The 15,541-nt window shown below is 62.5% G+C and carries 13 protein-coding genes; 3 read left to right on the forward strand and 10 right to left on the reverse strand.

Features of this window, described 5'->3' with window-relative positions; all coding sequences use genetic code 11:
* Window positions 1–42 precede the first annotated feature (42 nt).
* The 9 genes from GCU53_RS13135 to melA all read right to left on the reverse strand — a co-directional run bounded on the left by GCU53_RS13135 (window position 43) and on the right by melA (window position 9,742).
* Window positions 43–1,080, reverse strand: a complete 1,038-nt coding sequence (locus GCU53_RS13135; RefSeq protein ID WP_152388011.1) for an IS630 family transposase — start codon at window positions 1,078–1,080, stop codon at window positions 43–45.
* A gap of 161 nt (window positions 1,081–1,241) precedes the next feature.
* Window positions 1,242–1,403 (reverse strand): hypothetical protein, encoded by a 162-nt coding sequence (locus tag GCU53_RS26775; protein WP_425278174.1) that lies wholly within the window; start codon window positions 1,401–1,403, stop codon window positions 1,242–1,244.
* Window positions 1,404–1,426: 23 nt separating this feature from the next.
* A complete protein-coding gene (locus GCU53_RS13140) occupies window positions 1,427–2,056 on the reverse strand; it encodes an LbetaH domain-containing protein (RefSeq protein ID WP_152388012.1) in 630 nt (209 codons plus the stop codon).
* 226 nt (window positions 2,057–2,282) lie between these two features.
* Window positions 2,283–3,977 carry a glycoside hydrolase family 13 protein gene (locus tag GCU53_RS13145; protein WP_152388013.1) on the reverse strand — a complete coding sequence of 565 codons (1,695 nt, stop codon included), beginning with the start codon at window positions 3,975–3,977 and terminating at the stop codon, window positions 2,283–2,285.
* A gap of 126 nt (window positions 3,978–4,103) precedes the next feature.
* The gene (locus GCU53_RS13150; RefSeq protein WP_152388014.1) at window positions 4,104–4,961 is read right to left on the reverse strand and encodes an aldose 1-epimerase; all 858 of its coding nucleotides are present in this window, start codon (window positions 4,959–4,961) and stop codon (window positions 4,104–4,106) included.
* A 14-nt stretch (window positions 4,962–4,975) separates the two neighbouring features.
* Window positions 4,976–5,830 (reverse strand): SMP-30/gluconolactonase/LRE family protein, encoded by an 855-nt coding sequence (locus tag GCU53_RS13155; protein ID WP_152388015.1) that lies wholly within the window; start codon window positions 5,828–5,830, stop codon window positions 4,976–4,978.
* 148 nt (window positions 5,831–5,978) lie between these two features.
* On the reverse strand, window positions 5,979–6,743 hold the full coding sequence (locus tag GCU53_RS13160) for an SDR family NAD(P)-dependent oxidoreductase (RefSeq protein ID WP_208845247.1): 765 nt from the start codon (window positions 6,741–6,743) through the stop codon (window positions 5,979–5,981).
* A 152-nt stretch (window positions 6,744–6,895) separates the two neighbouring features.
* Window positions 6,896–8,215, reverse strand: a complete 1,320-nt coding sequence (locus GCU53_RS13165) for an oligosaccharide MFS transporter (RefSeq protein ID WP_152388017.1) — start codon at window positions 8,213–8,215, stop codon at window positions 6,896–6,898.
* A 201-nt stretch (window positions 8,216–8,416) separates the two neighbouring features.
* Window positions 8,417–9,742: an alpha-glucosidase/alpha-galactosidase gene (melA, locus tag GCU53_RS13170; protein ID WP_152388018.1), complete on the reverse strand. Its 1,326-nt coding sequence runs from the start codon at window positions 9,740–9,742 to the stop codon at window positions 8,417–8,419.
* 517 nt (window positions 9,743–10,259) lie between these two features.
* Between melA and GCU53_RS13175 the strand changes: the two genes are divergently transcribed.
* The 3 genes from GCU53_RS13175 (at window position 10,260) to GCU53_RS13185 (ending at window position 14,076) form a co-directional block, all read left to right on the forward strand.
* Window positions 10,260–12,461 carry an alpha-galactosidase gene (locus tag GCU53_RS13175; RefSeq protein ID WP_152388019.1) on the forward strand — a complete coding sequence of 734 codons (2,202 nt, stop codon included), beginning with the start codon at window positions 10,260–10,262 and terminating at the stop codon, window positions 12,459–12,461.
* Window positions 12,462–12,848: 387 nt separating this feature from the next.
* The gene (locus GCU53_RS13180) at window positions 12,849–13,733 is read left to right on the forward strand and encodes a helix-turn-helix transcriptional regulator (RefSeq protein ID WP_244306754.1); all 885 of its coding nucleotides are present in this window, start codon (window positions 12,849–12,851) and stop codon (window positions 13,731–13,733) included.
* A 145-nt stretch (window positions 13,734–13,878) separates the two neighbouring features.
* Window positions 13,879–14,076: a hypothetical protein gene (locus tag GCU53_RS13185; RefSeq protein WP_152388021.1), complete on the forward strand. Its 198-nt coding sequence runs from the start codon at window positions 13,879–13,881 to the stop codon at window positions 14,074–14,076.
* Between the two features lie 51 nt (window positions 14,077–14,127).
* Here GCU53_RS13185 and GCU53_RS13190 read toward each other — a convergent pair whose 3' ends face one another.
* Window positions 14,128–15,366 (reverse strand): maltoporin, encoded by a 1,239-nt coding sequence (locus tag GCU53_RS13190; protein WP_152388022.1) that lies wholly within the window; start codon window positions 15,364–15,366, stop codon window positions 14,128–14,130.
* Window positions 15,367–15,541: the final 175 nt, after the last annotated feature.

Genomic DNA, 15,541 nt, shown 5'->3' on the forward strand with positions numbered 1-15,541 from the left:
GGTGTATTTCACCAGAATCGGGAAGTCTTTTTCAGGATTTCCCTAAGTGGCATAACGCACTGACGCATGCTGGAAATAGGCAACTACCCGCTCCGGGGTTTTGGCCAGCCAGCTCATGAATGCCTCGGCCTTCTCCAGCAATTCCGACTTGTTTCGCGCCCGGTCACTGGTGCGCAAGCGTGTCTTGAGGTCGCGGTTCAAATACTCGTCCGGATTACACTCAGGCGAATAGGGTGGCAGGTAGAACGCTTCGATTTCTTCCTTGTGCCCTTCAAGCCATTCCCTGACCTGACGCGCATGATGGACACGCAGGTTGTCCAGGATCAGAAAGATCTTCCTGTCACTATCCGCCACCAGCCTCGACATGAAACCGATCATCCGCTCGGTATTCATGGCCCCCTCCAGGAACTCGAACCGTACCAGTCCCTGGTTGCTGATCGCCGAGACCATGCTCAGGCCATGACGGCGGGTCGGCGCCACCAGCACCGGTGTGACTCCTGCCGGCGCATAGCCTCGAATCCAATGCCCATCTTCAGCTACGGCCGTTTCATCACCCCAGTAGATCGTCGCGTTTTCGGCCTTGGCGCGTGCCACAACGGTCGGATAGGTCTCTTCGAGCCAGTGCTCGACCGCCTCCGGGTTCTGCTCCAGCGCCTGCCGGGTCGGCCGCTGTGGGGTATACCCCCAGCGCTGAAGGTACTGACCCACCGTCCGGATCGGCATCTCGACGCCATACAAGTGCTTGATCAACTGCATGACGGCCCGGCGGTTCCACAGGGCAAAGTCGAGTTGCAACTGGTTCGGGGTCTGGCCCACCAGAATCGAGCACAACTGCCACTCCTGAGCGAGCGTCAAGGTCCGTCCGCTTGCCTGGCGCCGACCTCGTGTCCTGGATTTCAAACCTTCGCTGCCTTGCTCGCTATAGCGTTTGGACCAGGCTAGTACGGTACTCAGATGTACGCCCAATACGTCGGCAACCTCTTGCCAAGTCAGTTCGCGCTGCTCACGCAGATTCATGGCCAGGCGTCGCATCTGGTCCTGAGTTTCTCGAGAGAGCTTTCGGGCATCGATCTTTTTCATGTCCCTTTATATCGTGAATTTGATTGCCGCGTTAATAAGTCTGAGACGTCGGCACATAAGCGTTTTCCGATGCAGGCCAGCGTGGCCATGGCCTTGAAGCTGCTGGCCGGCTTGTCATAACGGGTGCAAAGACGGCGCTTTTCCTTGAGCCAACTGGACAGTCACTCAATCACATTGTGCTTTTTGTACTGAGGTCTGCCAAACAGGCGAGCCAAGCCCGCTCGAGGCTTACGGTGCATCTTGCGTAAGGGAATGATGGGCTTCATGCCATACCGGTCGCAGTAGTGGCGCAGGCTTTCGCTGTCATAGCCTTTGTCAGCCAGTAGTACATACCGGCAACGTTTGCCTAGATGCCTACTTCATCGTCGTGCAGCGAAGCGCGATGTACAACCGAGCCAGGCGGCAAGATCGCACCGGGCGCCAAGACGGCGTTGGCGCCAATGCGGCAATGATCGCCGACAACAGCGCCGAACTTGTGGCAGCCGGTCGGATGCAGTGTCTCGCCGGCACGAATGCGAATCTCTTTGTCGACGCGCTCGTTGTGGTAGTTGCAGATGATGCTACCGGCCTCAAGGTTCACGTCGCTGCCGAGGATGGAGTCACCGACGAAGTTGAAGTGAGCGAGCCTGGTGCCTGCAAAGACAAACGAGGACTTCAGCTCGGCGCCTGGCCCAAAGGCACAACGCTCGGCAATCCAGTTGCCGCCACGCAGGTAGGCACCGGAGGCGACGAAGCACCGAGGCCCAAGGATCAACGGCCCCTTGAGCACTGCACCAGGTTCCACAATTGCCGTGATGTGAATGGCGATCTCGTTCGAAATGGTGAATTCGGAAGCGTCAAGGGTGCCGAGCAGGTGCCGGACTATCGCTTCGGACTGGCTTGTCAGTGCCCAGGGCGCAGACGATGCCCAAGGCTCCAGGGAGGATGCCGAAAGCGCGGCAACGAAGCTGCCGAGAGGAATAATGGGGGTGGGCATGTGTAGGTGTCTCCAGAGATAACCGGCGCGAAGCGGTTGACTCGGGCCTGTCGACACCACTCTCCGCGAGTCGTGTTGCTGAGCCAAATGGCGCCAGGCCGGGCCGCACTCGGCGAGGCGCGGGACTCAGGGAGTGGCATTCCCTTGCCAGGTTCCGCAACGACGCATGGCGCCATTTGCCGAACAACCCGCAGGGACGGGGCCCGTTATCAGGTACGCTGACGCTTCAAGTTGAGGAGCGGCACGGTCCCGCCAGCCAGACCGCCGTGTTGCCGGGCAGCCTGCCCGGCTCCTCCAGCGGTTCGCTGGACAGCAGTACCTGGCCGCCCGCCGGCAGCTCGGCGGGCTCGGTTCCGAAATTGATCAGGACGCGGATGTCGCCGTTGTCGAAGGCCAGCACATCCCGGCCGGCGTCGACCCAGCGCAGCCGGCCTTTGCCAAGTGCATGTTCGCGGCGCAGCTGCAAGATCTGCCGGTACAGCTCCAGGGTGGAGCCGGCCACGCTCTCTTGGCGATCCACGGCGTAATGCGCGTACGTGGCCGGCTGCGGCAGCCAGCTCCGGTCGCCAGGGCCGAAGCCGAGAGACGGGGCATCCGCCTTCCAGGGCAGTGGCACCCGGCAGCCGTCGCGGCCGATGTCCGCGCCCCGGGTGCGGATGAACATGGGGTCCTGGCGGTAGCGGGCCTCCAGGGTGGTGTGTTCGGGCAGGCCCAGTTCCTCGCCCTGGTAGAGGTAGGCCGAGCCGGGCAGGGCCAGGGTCAGCAGGGCCAGGGCGCGGGCGCGGCGCAGCCCCAGCACCTCGTTCGGCTGTTCGCCGGCCGCGTCGATACCCTTGGGGTGGGCGCCGGGCCGGCTCAGGCCATAGCGCGAAGGCGCGCGCACGACGTCGTGGTTGGAGGTCACCCAGGTGGTCGTCGCGCCCACTGCGGCCGACAGGGCCAGCGAGGCGTCGATGACGTTCCTGAAGGGCGCCGTCTCCCAGCCTTCGAGCAGCAGGTAGTCGAAATTGAACGCCTGCTGCATCTCGTCGGGGCGGATGTAGTTCGGCCGGGAGTGGGAGCCGACCACGGCCTCGGCCACCATCATGCGCTCGCCCGGGTATTCGTCGAGAATGCGGCGCCAGGCGCGGTAGATCTCGTGCACGCCGTCCTGATCCCACATAGGGCCGACCAGCACGCCGTTTTCCTTGCGGTGCTCCGCATCGGGCAGCTCCGAGTCCTTGATCAGGCCGTGCGCCACGTCGACCCGAAAGCCGTCCACGCCCAGGTCCAGCCAGAAGCGCAGCACGTGCTCGAACTCGGCGCGGACCTGCGGGTTGTCCCAGTTGAGGTCGGGCTGCTTGCCGTCGAACAGGTGCAGATACCACTGCCGGTCTCCCGGCGCCCGCGACCAGGCCTGGCCGCCGAACACGCTCTGCCAGTTGTTGGGCGGCAGCTCGCCGTTTTCGCCGCGGCCGTCGCGGAACAGGTAGCGGGCGCGCTCGGCGCTGCCCGGCGGCGACTTGAGCGCTGCCTGGAACCAGGCGTGCTCGTCGGAGGTGTGGTTGGGCACCAGGTCGACGATCACCTTGATGCCCAGGCCATGGGCCTCGTGTAACAGCCGATCGAAATCCTCCAGCGTGCCGAACAGCGGATCGACCGCCTGGTAGTCGGCCACGTCATAGCCGGCGTCGGCCTGGGGCGATTGATAGAAGGGTGACAGCCACAGCGCGTCCACGCCCAGGCGCTTCAGGTAGGGCAGCCGCAAGGTGACGCCCGGCAGGTCGCCGATGCCGTCGCCGTTGGCGTCGGCGAAGGAGCGCGGGTAGATCTGATAGATGATCGCATCGGTCCACCAGGCCAGCCCGGCCTCGGCTGCCTGGAGGCTGGCGGCGGATGCGCCGCCCTGGACGGTCTCCAGGGACGGATCCACTGCGCTCATGAGGGTAGTGCTTGAACATGGACGACGAAACATACGCGCTTCCTGTTGTCGGGCCTGTCGACGGGCGACAGGCGCATTTCCTTGTGCATTGTGCTTTTCGGGGTCGAGCCACGATCAGAGGCGTCGCTACAGCGCCCGGTACTTCATGACCATGCGCATGTCGAGCTTCTGGTTGCGTTGCAGCAGCCGCAGTCCCGGCCGGCCTTCCAGGTGATGGGCATTGATGGGATGGGAAACCGGCTCGAAGCAGAAGAAATCCTTGCCCGGCGGGGTATAGAGCACGAAGAACCTGGCGTTCGTGGCCGAACACTCCAGCTGGTAACCGGCATCCGGCTGGCTGATCAGAAAGCTGCCGTCCCAGCCGGAAAAGGCATGGTCTATCAGGGCCTTCGGCAGGGCGTTGCCATCGGCGAAACGCCAGTCGCCCTCGATAGCCCGCTCGACACGCGGCAGGCGCTGGTTTTCCTCGAACCAGACGGCCTCGGCACAGGCCTGAAGGCGCGTGTTCTCCCAGCGGGGGAAAAAGGGGTGGAGCCCGAGGCCGTACCAGGCCGGGTGCTGGTCCAGGTGCTCCACGGACAGCTCCACCACGAGACTGTCACCGGCCAGGATGATTCGCTGCTCGGCCCTGTAGGCGTAGGGGGTCTGGGAGACGAGCCGGAGCAGCGCCTCCTGTGCGGAACGAGCGGCGACTTCCCAGGGCTGATGCCAGGCCGTGCCATGGATGGGATAGGGCTCATCCTCCTGGAAACAGGACAGATGAAGCCATCCTTGGGCGGTTTCGTAGCCGCCTTGTCCTATCCGGTTCGACCAGGGCACCAATGGAAAGCAGGCAAGTTTCCCCCAACTATAAGGAGTGTGTTTATTGTCGACCGGACTTTGGAGAAGCGGCTGGCCCGAATTCAGGGCAACCCAACTCGCAATGCCGCCGCCGAGTTCGGGGAGCAATTCAAGACGCGTCGATTCGTTCTGCAGGGTGATCATGAAAACCCACCAAACTAGAGGATGACTTGATATTCGGGCAGACCTTGAATCCCGAGTTCGAAACTGAAGGTCGATCCGGCATGCCGCGACACCGGATCGGACGGCTCTTGCTGTGCGGAGGTGGCAAACAAGGTGGACAGGTTCTCGCCGCCGAACGCCACGCAGGTCATGTTTTTCGCCGGACAGTCGAGGATGCTCTCCAGCATGCCGTTTGGCGTATAGCGGACAATGATTCCCGCACCCCAGGTGGCATTCCAGAGATGGCCAAAGTTGTCCACGGTTGCACCGTCCGGGTTATAGCCAAGATCCCGGCAGTCTATGAACAATTCGGGCTCGCCCACCGGCCAGCCATCATGCTCCGCCAGAGGTTGGCGCCAGATCATGCCTTCGGCGGTATCTGCGAAATATCCATAGCGGCGGTCCGGCGAAAAGCAGATGGCATTGGAGATGGTGATGGCGGGGAACAGGAGCCGGAGTTCTCCCTTGAAGTATCGATAGATGGCCCCGGCCTTGTACTGCGCCTGTTTGCCCATGGTGCCGATCCAGAATCCGCCCCAGGGATCGGCACGACCGTCATTCGACCGGGTGAGCGGATTGTCGGTCTCCAAGGGGATAACCTGGCATTGTTTGCCGGTCTCGATATCGAAGGTAAACAGTGCCCTCTCGCCGGCGATCAGCAGCGTGCTTGAATCCACCCATCCGGCGGCCGATACGCAATCATCGAAGTTCCACTCCTGCTGGCGGCCAGCAAAGTTGGAGAGCAACTTGTGGCCAAGAATATCGAACCAGAACAGCTGTTTCCGCTCGGGATGCCAGATTACACCTTCGCCCAAGATACAGCTTCGTGCATCGAACACATCATGAATCATGAACACTATCCTGAGTTTTGCACGGTATCGTCCGGCGACTTTCAAGTTATAAAGTCGAGCCTCTGCAGAAACCGCAAGGAGTGGAGCCGGCAACCAACCCCGAGGCAGAATAAAAACACTCCAGGGCTGATTATTTTGTCGAGCAGACTTATACCCAACCGCCATCGACGACGAAGTTCTGCGCGGAACACATGGCCGCTGCGTCGGACGCGAGAAAAAGCGCCATGTTGGCGATATGCGCCGGCTCCAGACTGCCCGGCAGGCACTGGCTACGCTTGATCAGCTCCCTGGCCGCGTCGTCGACCCAGAGTGCGAGTTGCTTGTCGGTCATCACCCAGCCCGGAACCAGGGTATTGACCCGGATACGGTGGGGTCCCAGCTCGCGCGCCAGGGTCTTGGTCAGGCCGTGGGTGGCCGCCTTGCTGGCCGCGTAGACCGGATAGCCGCTGGAGCCCATCATCCAGCCGATGGAACCGAAGTTGACGATCGAGCCGCCGCCGGCCTCCTTCATCATCGGCGCCACCGCCTGGATGGCGAAGAAGGCGTGCTTGAGGTTCACGGCGATCAACTGATCGAACCTGTCGGAACCGACCTCTTCCAGGGTGTGGCGGGTGTCGCTGGCGGCATTGTTGATCAGGACGGTGATCGGCCCCAGGGCCTTGGCGAGGCCCTCGATGGCCTCCCGATAGGTGCTTTCCCGGGTGATGTCGCAGCAGCAAAAACCGACCTCGTGTCCCTCGGCGCGCAGTTCGGCTTCCAGCTTTTCGCCGGCCTCCCGGGCGATGTCGACGAAGGCGACCCGGGCGCCCTGTCGGGCGAAGGCGCGGACCATGGCCTCGCCGATCCCCGATCCGCCGCCCGAAATCAGCACGGTCTTGCCCTTGAGATCCGGATAGACGGGGTGCAGGTCCATTTTATTGCTCGATACCATATCAACCTCTCAATGTGTCTCTTGTTGTTCACGGCCATCGCATGGCTTGGCCGGCTCGCCGATCTGCAAGGTTTCATGTTGATTTCCTGCACATCGGCTGGCCGGTTGCTTTCAGGCGATTGATTCAGTTGTCGCTATTTCGAGAGCAGCGCCGGGGACAGCGCCGGGGCGTCGATCACGGCAGGGCCGTCCTCGCGGGTGTCCGCCGAGTAGGCACTTTTATGCTTGCCCCGATCGAGGCTGAAGATCGAAACGACGGTGAACAGAAGGGCCAGGCCGCCCAGGAGCAGATACCCTTCCCGGAAGCCGAAGGCCCCGTACATATAGCCGGCCAGGGGAGAAATGAGGCTGACGCCGATGCCCTTGGCGAAGATGAAGCCCATCATGTAGATGGTCGCGGACAGCCGGGTGTCGAAGACGTCTTCGATGTACTTGAACATGCCGACATAGATCAAGGGCACTTCCAGGGCATGCAGCATCTTCAAGGCAACCACTTCGGCAGGACTCGACGCGAAGGCGGAACCGATGATGCGTATCGCCATCACGACTCCGGCAACGATCAAGGCATTCTTTCCGCCGATACGGGTCAACACCCAGGGAACGCAGAACATCATGAGTGCGACTCCGCCTTCGGTCAGCGTGGTCACGAAGCCGAACACCTGGGTGCCCTGCTGTGGCGAGGCGAAGAAGTTGCGGAAGAAGTTCGCGAATTGCTGGTCGAACACATCGTAGAGACAGGCGACGCCCACGACATACAGCACCAGGGACCAGAAACGTCGATCGGACACCAGATCCTTGACCGCCGCATAGGAAACGGGCGCCGGCTTTTCCTGCAGGTCATCGGTCTGGGCGACGGTCGAGCCCGGCTGGACTCTCCAGAACAGCAGGGCCAGCACCAGGGCGCAGCCCGAGCCGATCCAGAAAATCGTTTCGGGATTCTCGCTGACCAGCATTCCCGAGAGGGCCGCGGAACTGCCGTAGCCGATGGCGCCGAACATGCGTACTCGGCCATAGGTGATATCACCGGCCCGGCAGGCCTTCTCGAGATAGGTCTCCAGTGTCCCGCCGCCGGCGGCGAAGATGATGCCCAGATAGAGACCGCCAGCCAGAACGCCCACCAGCAGGTTCTCTGTCAGCAATGGCATGAATACCCACTGCATGTAGGGGGCCAGTAGGGTCAGCAGGGCGACGATGCACCAGATCAGGTGCTTGCGATTGTCCAGACGGTCGGTCAGCACGCCGAACAGCGGCTGAAGCATCATGGCGATGATCGCCTTGCAGCCGAACAGCAGACCGATGGCGCCGGCATCCAGCTTGGCCGCGTCGCCCAGCCAGATAACGAGGAAGGGGACCGTTCCACCGGCGATGAAGTAATAGAGGAAGAAGATCATGCCGTATTTGAAATAGGGAAGGGCACGACCCGCTGCAGTATCAGTATCGAGCGTCAAGTTCATTTGGTATATCCCGGCTCATTGTTCTTATCGAGAAATCTTTCGTTTTGATTTGACTGGCCGTCAGACTCCGTCTGACCAGCAGCGCTTGTGCTTTTTCAGGGCACCAAGCGAGCGTGAAGGCCTGACGGCGGTCAAGTCCGCTCTATGTCTCGTTGAAAAGCCAACCCTCGAGACAGGGTTTTCGCTCAGCCAGGAGGGCGGTCAGCTCAGGTGCGGCAGCCAGCCCTGGTGGGCCTCGATCAGCTCGTCGACCAAGGTGTCGATCTCGTCGAGGCTGAGTTCGGCAGCGGTGTGCGGGTCGAGCATCGCCGCCTGCTTGACGTGCTCGCGGCGGCCGCTGGCCAGGGCTTCCACGGTCAGGGTCTGCACGTTGATGTTGGTCTGCATCAGAGCGGCGAGGCCGGCCGGCAGGTTGCCGATGCGGGTCGGCTGGATGCCGTTGTGGTCGACCACGCAGGGCACCTCGACGCAGGCGCTTTCCGGCAGGTTGGCGATCAGCCCGGTATTCATGACGTTGCCGTTGATCAGGGTCGGCTTGCCGGTCAGTTCGGCCTCGATGATCTGCGAGGCGTATTCGTGGCTGCGGCAGATCTTGAGGCCTTCGCCTGCCAGCAGGGCTTGCTCCTGCTGTCCCCATTCACCGATCTGTTTCTCGCAGCGGCGGATGTATTCGTCGAGCGGGATGTTGAACTGCTCGATCAGGTCGGGGCGATGGCGCTTGATGAACCAGGGCACGTACTCGGCGAAGTGCTCGGAGGATTCGGTGACGAAATGGCCGAAGTGCTTGAACACCTCGTAGCGGACCCGGTTCCAGTCGGGCACTTTGCCCGTCTCGAGCACCGAGCGGATGCGCGGGTACAGGTCCTCGGTGCGGCCGTCCGGCAGCAGGCGCTCGAAGGACAGGTAGAAGGCCATGTGGTTGATACCCGCGCAGCGATAGCGGATCTCTTCGATCGGTACGCCGATATCCTCGGCCAGCTCCTTGGCAGTGCCCTGCACGGAATGGCAGAGCCCGACGGTGCGAACTTCCGGGGCGAAACGATTCAGCGCCAGGCAATTGATGGCCATCGGATTGACGTATTGCAGCATCAGCGCATTCGGGCAGAGTTCGCGCATGTCCTTGGCGATGTCGACCAGCACGGGCGCGGTGCGCAGGCCGCGCATGATGCCGCCGATGCCCAGGGTGTCGCCGATGGTCTGACGCAGGCCATGGCGCTTCGGCACCTCGAAGTCGGTGACGGTGCCGGGCTTGTAGCCGGCCACCTGGATCATGGTGATCACGTAGTCGGCGCCATCCAGGGCGCGCCGCCGGTCGGTGGTGGCCTCGAAGGTGGGCGAGGCGCCGACCGCCTCGGCGATTTTGCCGGCGACCAGTTGCGAGGTTTCCAGCCGGTGCGGGTCGATGTCCATCAGGGCGATATGGGCGTTGCGCAGCTTCTCGACCTGCAACAGATCGCCCAGCAGGTTCTTCATGAATACCGTCGAACCGGCACCGATCAGGGCGATCTTGGTGGCTTTGAGCGTCATCTGCTTCTCCTCTTGTTTTACTTGTAATAAGCACTGTCGGTTCAGGACAAGGACGTCTTGGCAAGAACCGTTGAATTCCATGGTAGGAGTCGGTTCACCCCCCGAATAGAAGAGATTCATGCCATGACGGGTAATTCTGTGCTCTGCATTGTTCGGACAGGAAAACCCTGGGTATCCCGATATGTGGGATTTGGTTTCATATGTTGAAACGGGCGGGAATCCGGTTTAGTGTCTTTCCACAGCGGGTGCGACGCCGGCGGCGCCATCGTCGCGGTGCTCAAGTCCCGGCGGGGTCTCCGCCGCTGTGCCGGGCGGCGACAGGACACCGTGCCGGTGCCCTCACGAACCGATCCTGGCTTCTCGCCGGGCCTTGTTGATGGGGCTTGGTGGTGTTTGCAGAAGCCAGGATCCACGCCATTCAGGAAGGCGCCAACAGCAACCACCCAATCGCTTCCTGCCCTTCTCGCGGGTGGGCAATTCTTCGGCCAAACAGTCGATAAAAATGACAGGACAGCCTATGACCCAAGCACCTATCACTCCTCCATGCATTCCGGAAATCGAAACGGCTGGCCAGGGGGGCAGCCATCCTGAAGCATTGATCCGGCTGGATGGTACGAACGCTACTTTATTGCTGATCCGTCGCCGGGAAGGGTTGCCGGAAATCGCGTATTGGGGGCGGCGCCTGCCGCAGGACATCGCGGAGGCCGAGATCTTCGCCGTGCGTGCCCCGGACAGCCCCAATAACGGGCCGGACCAGTGGCGCCCGTTGATCACGCTGCTCGATACGATCGGCAGCTGGAATTTCGATATGCCCGGCCTGATCGCGGCGCGTCCCGATGGAAGCGGCTGGACTGCGAATTTCGAGACCGAACAGGTTGCACGAGAGGGCCAGCGGCTTGTGGTGCGGGGGAAAGACAGCGTATCCGGGCTTGCGATAGAGCTGAATCTGGAACTCGGCCCCGATGACGTGCTGACCAGCCAGGCGCGGCTGAGCAATACCGGCACGCAGACCCTGCGGGTCGAGCGGCTTGTCTCGGGTACCTATCTGCTGCCCGAGTCGGTCGATACCGCGCATGTGCTGTCCGGCGAGTGGGGGAATGAATTCGGCATCGAGCCGATGAACCTGACCCGTGGCGGGATCGTGGTGGAGAGCCGCCGCAACCGCACGCACGACCACTTCCCCGGCATGCTGCTCTCGCCGGCCAACACTTCGGAGAACGCGGGCGAAGCCTGGGCCGTACAGCTTGGCTGGAGCGGCGGTCATCGTCTCTGCGTGGAGCGGATGGAGGACGGACGCGTCCGTTTGTCGTGCGGCGAATATCTTTATTCGGGCGAGGGAGATCTCGCGCCTGGCGCCGAGCTGGTCACACCGGTTGCCTATGCCACCTATTCGTCCGCCGGGTTTTCCGGATGCGCCCGGGCCTTCCAGGCCCATGCGCGTCGCCACGTCCTGCACTGGCCGGGCGGCAGGATGAAACCGCGCCCGGTCCTCTTGAACTCCTGGGAAGGGAGCGGGTTCGACCTGCATGAGGATCAACTGATGCGCCAGGTGGACGCGGCGGCCGCACTCGGCATCGAACGGTTCGTGCTGGATGACGGCTGGTTCGGGGCGCGACGCGATTGCGATGCCGGGCTTGGCGACTGGTTCTCGGCCGCTTCGGTCTTTCCGAATGGCCTGCGTCCACTGTCCGACAGGATTCACGGGCACGGCATGGAATTCGGGCTCTGGTACGAGCCGGAGATGGTCAATCCGGACAGCGACCTGTATCGCGCGCATCCGGACTGGGTGCTGCAGACGCGCGGCTACCCTCTGTGGACGTCCCGCAACCAGCTGGTGCTGGACATTTCGCGGCCCGAGGTCTCGAATTACCTGTTCGAGGCGATCTCGGAGCAGGTCGCCAGCGTGCGGATCGATTACATCAAGTGGGATTTCAATCGCGATCTGGTCGAGGCATCCGATGCACAAGGCCGCGCGGCCTACCGCCGCCAGGTCCTGGCGCTCTATGCGCTGTGGGAGCGGCTGCACAAGGCGCATCCCGACCTGGAGATCGAGAGCTGCGCATCCGGCGGCGGCCGCGCGGACTGGGGCGCGCTGGCACATACGCAGCGCGTCTGGACTTCGGACGACACCGACGCGCTGGAGCGTCTGGCGATCCAGGGCGCGGCATGGCATTTCCTGCCGCCGGAAGTGACGGGGTGCCATATCTCGGAGGTTCCGAACGGGATCACCGGCCGGACGACGACGCTGGATTTCCGGGCTTGCGTGGCCATTTTCGGGCATCTGGGGGTGGAGCTGGATCCGACGCACCTGCCCGCCGAGGAGTCCACGCGGCTCAAGGCGTGGATCGCGCTCCACAAGCGGCTGCGCGGCCTGCTCCATCACGGGCAGGCACAGTTCTGCACGGCGGACCCGGCCCGGGTCGTGCGCGGGGTCGTCTCCGACGATGCACGGTCGGGGGTCTTCCTGGTGGCCCAGCGCGACTGGGTTTCCGCCCGCAGGCCTTCGCCCATCAGGCTGAGCGGTCTCGACCCCGCGAAAACCTATCGCATCACGCTTCCTGAGCCGCAAAACTTGCCAGGGTACCGGCCGTCCGAGGCACAAAAGGCGATATTTTCCGGAAAAGTCCCGGTCAGCGGAGCGACGTTGATGGATGTCGGGGTTTTCCCGCCTTTCATGCCGCCATTGTCCGCCATGGTCGTGGAGTTGCAGGCCGTGTAGGGTTTCGGTCTCGGGCCGGAACATGACGATGCGCAGCCGACAGCCGCTCTGATCGGTTGCGCACCCTGCGTTCCGGGATCCGGTCGGTTGCCGGAGGCACCAGATACCGTTTGCTGGAATTGGTTCGTCCTGGACGTTCCTTAGGGCCTGTTGACGTTTGACGCGGCAACGCGGCTCACGCCCAAACGTCAACAGGCCCTAGTACCGGCAAGCTTTCCGTGGCCACGCCAGTGTTGCTTCTCGCGAACGTTATCAACGGAAACGAAGGGTTCTGGAGTTACCTCAACAGACCCTGATAGAGGCGCATCTCGACAAGTCGAATAAAAAGAGATTCATGCCATGACGGGTAATTCTGTGCTCTGCGATATGCGGGCGAGGGGGCCGGCCATGAAGGTCATATCCCTGCCACGCGGCAGGCATCAGTTGCACACCATGCCGACCAATGCCGGCTATGACCGGGTACAGGACTGCACCTACTGCTGGGATGGCCGTCGACGTGGCAACACGCCTTTCGCCATCGTGCAGCATACCCTGGCGGGGGAGGGCAACCTGCGCTTCGAGGGGCGTCACCATCGACTGCGCGCCGGCGACACCATGCTGGTGCTGGTCCCGCACGACCATTGTTACTGGCTGGAGACCGGGGGTTCCTGGGAGTTCTTCTGGATCGCCATGTACGGCAAGGAAGCTCTCCGCCTGCAACGGGCCTTGCTGGACGAGCGTGGTCCGGTATTGCGCCTGAGCGACAAGACCATCGAATGCCTGGCCGAAAACGTCGATGCCCTGATCCGTTCGCCGGAGCTGACCGCCGGCCGGGCGTCGGCCCTGGCCTACGAGTCGCTCATGGCGCTGCACGACGACCTGCTTGTGCAGGATGTCGCCTTGGATGCGACGCGAACGGGGGTGATCGCCTCCATCCAGAATCACATCCATGCCTGCCTGCGTTGCAAGCCCGATACCCTATCCCCGCAGACGGAGGACGACGAACTGGATGTGGCGAGCCTGGCCCAGTTGGCCGGTCTGAGCCGTTCCCATTTTTCCCGGTTGTTCACCCGCACGGTGGGCATGTCCCCGGCGCAATATGTCCTGAATGAACGCATGAAACGCGCGGCCCACCTGCTCGAAGCGACCGACTTGTCGGTCAAGGCCATTGCGCTGTCGGTGGGCATCCACGATCCGAACTACTTTTCGAAGCTGTTCCGCCACGCCTTCTCCCTGTCCCCCAGCGAGTTCCGCCTCAGCGGCCTGTACGTGAACAGCCGGGGCCGCCTCTGAGCCGGGCGCCCCGTCGGCAGTGATCTTGCCCTGCACTCTTGGACACAGGGCAATCGCATGAACGTGGAGCGAATTCATTCGCGACCCGCGCCATGGGTGCGGCAAATCGTTGAACCTCTACGCCCCACAGGCGGGGCGGTCGCGGATGAATCCGCTCCTGCAGGGGCGTATGCATGCCGACATTTCGCTTCATGCGATTGCCCTGCCTTTTCACAGCCGCCCGGCGACCCCAGCGTCATCGATCCAACTCGATCACGACCTTGTGCTGGCTGATCGCCCAGACGGCTGGCGAGCCGTCTGGATTGCTGTCCGTGCGGCGGACGGAAAAATAGCGAACAAATGAATGTTCAATTTGATGCCACCGCCCCAGTAAGAAAGCTCGCTGCCAAGGACCCTATTTCCACCAGTACTCCACCTGCACGCCGAAGTTGCTGCCGTGGCGGTCGGTACCGAAGGCGCCGGTCTCGGACAGCGCGGAATCGGGGTTCATTTCGGTGGCCGCGCGCTGCGCCGCCTCGTTCCAGGTGGCGTAGGTGTAGTAGACGCGCAGCTCCGGCCGCGCCCAGAAGCCCGGACCGCCCGGCGACCAGGTCGGCGCGATGCTGAACTTGGTCAGCTTGCGGGTGCCGTCGGTCGCCTTGATCTGGTCGTGGCCGATCTCGGCGCTCAGCTTGAACGTCTCGGTGAAGGCGTAGACCGGCCGCACGCCGAACGACAGCCAGCGCGAGTTGTCGCCATCGGGTCGGACGTCCTTCTGGTAGACCACCTGGAACTGGCCGCCGAAGCGCTCCGTGGTTTGCCAGTCGAAGTACTCGACCAGACGCCAGCTCTTGTTCTCCTTGTCCAGGTTAGAATCTCCGGTGTAGCCCAGGCCCGTGCCCGGCCCCTCGCCGTATTGCAGGGCGAAGGTGTTGTAGTTGCCGCCGAGAAAGCCTTCCTGCTTGTGCTGCACGGCCACCGACCAGCCGCTGTGTTTGTCGCTACCGCCTGCCTCCTGCAGATAACTGACCCCCAACTGCACCTCGCCACCCGGGTTGGTCTTGAAGCCGTCGACGTTGAAATCATGACGGGTAACGTAGGGGTCTTGGTTCTGGTTGTCCTTGCGCGAGAAGACGTAGCTGTAGCGCAGGTCGCCGATCGGCACTTCGTCGAAACCGAAACCGGTGGCGCTCTGGTTCCAGTAGTAGAGGTCGGTCATGTGGATGTCGTTCCGCTTGTAGTAGCGGCGCCCGACCCAGAAGTTGCCGCCGTTGAGCACCGCGGCGTTCTTCCATTCGACGAACATCTGCTGGATCCGCGAGAAGCCACCGCCATGCTCGTTGGAGTCCTTGAACTTCGGCTTGTGCCCGATGGGGTTGTAGAAGCCGCCCATGACCATGCCGGAGAGCGTCGACCCATCGGCAAGGGCGATATCGTGGTCCCAGGCCAGTTCGCTCCACTGCTCGCACTCGTTGCCGAGCCGGTATTTCGTGGGCGCGCCGGGCAACTGGAAGCAGGATTGCGTACCGCCTTTGCTGTTGCCGCCAATCCCGAGGCGGTAATAGCCGCTGAAATTGACCGCCTGGGCCGTCAAGGGCAACACAAAAAAGGCGCACAAGGGGAAAAGTGCCTTTTTCACGGTAATTCTTTTCATATCCGCTCCGATTCTTGTTGTTTTCTGGTCGGTAAAGCCCTGTACCCAGGGCTGTCGCCGGTTACCGCCAGGAATTCGCACTCGTCCAGACAGCGCTGTCTTCGCAGCCGTCATGGCACGCACAGGCTCCAGCAGGGCTATCCGGTCGTGGGTGATGAAGGGCTTTTACCCTCGC

This window comes from Azotobacter salinestris, from assembly GCF_009363155.1.
Classification (GTDB): domain Bacteria; phylum Pseudomonadota; class Gammaproteobacteria; order Pseudomonadales; family Pseudomonadaceae; genus Azotobacter; species Azotobacter salinestris.

Coding starts and splice junctions, on each gene's coding strand:
- GCU53_RS13185 (WP_152388021.1), top strand. CDS start 13,879: ATGAATCCGCTCCTGCAGGGGCGTATGCATGCCGACATTTCGCTTCAT.
- GCU53_RS13160 (WP_208845247.1), bottom strand. CDS start 6,743: ATGGACCTGCACCCCGTCTATCCGGATCTCAAGGGCAAGACCGTGCTG.
- GCU53_RS13180 (WP_244306754.1), top strand. CDS start 12,849: ATGAAGGTCATATCCCTGCCACGCGGCAGGCATCAGTTGCACACCATG.
- GCU53_RS13165 (WP_152388017.1), bottom strand. CDS start 8,215: ATGAACTTGACGCTCGATACTGATACTGCAGCGGGTCGTGCCCTTCCC.
- GCU53_RS13175 (WP_152388019.1), top strand. CDS start 10,260: ATGACCCAAGCACCTATCACTCCTCCATGCATTCCGGAAATCGAAACG.
- GCU53_RS13135 (WP_152388011.1), bottom strand. CDS start 1,080: ATGAAAAAGATCGATGCCCGAAAGCTCTCTCGAGAAACTCAGGACCAG.
- GCU53_RS13140 (WP_152388012.1), bottom strand. CDS start 2,056: ATGCCCACCCCCATTATTCCTCTCGGCAGCTTCGTTGCCGCGCTTTCG.
- GCU53_RS13145 (WP_152388013.1), bottom strand. CDS start 3,977: ATGAGCGCAGTGGATCCGTCCCTGGAGACCGTCCAGGGCGGCGCATCC.
- GCU53_RS13155 (WP_152388015.1), bottom strand. CDS start 5,830: ATGATTCATGATGTGTTCGATGCACGAAGCTGTATCTTGGGCGAAGGT.
- GCU53_RS13190 (WP_152388022.1), bottom strand. CDS start 15,366: ATGAAAAGAATTACCGTGAAAAAGGCACTTTTCCCCTTGTGCGCCTTT.
- GCU53_RS13150 (WP_152388014.1), bottom strand. CDS start 4,961: ATGATCACCCTGCAGAACGAATCGACGCGTCTTGAATTGCTCCCCGAA.
- melA (WP_152388018.1), bottom strand. CDS start 9,742: ATGACGCTCAAAGCCACCAAGATCGCCCTGATCGGTGCCGGTTCGACG.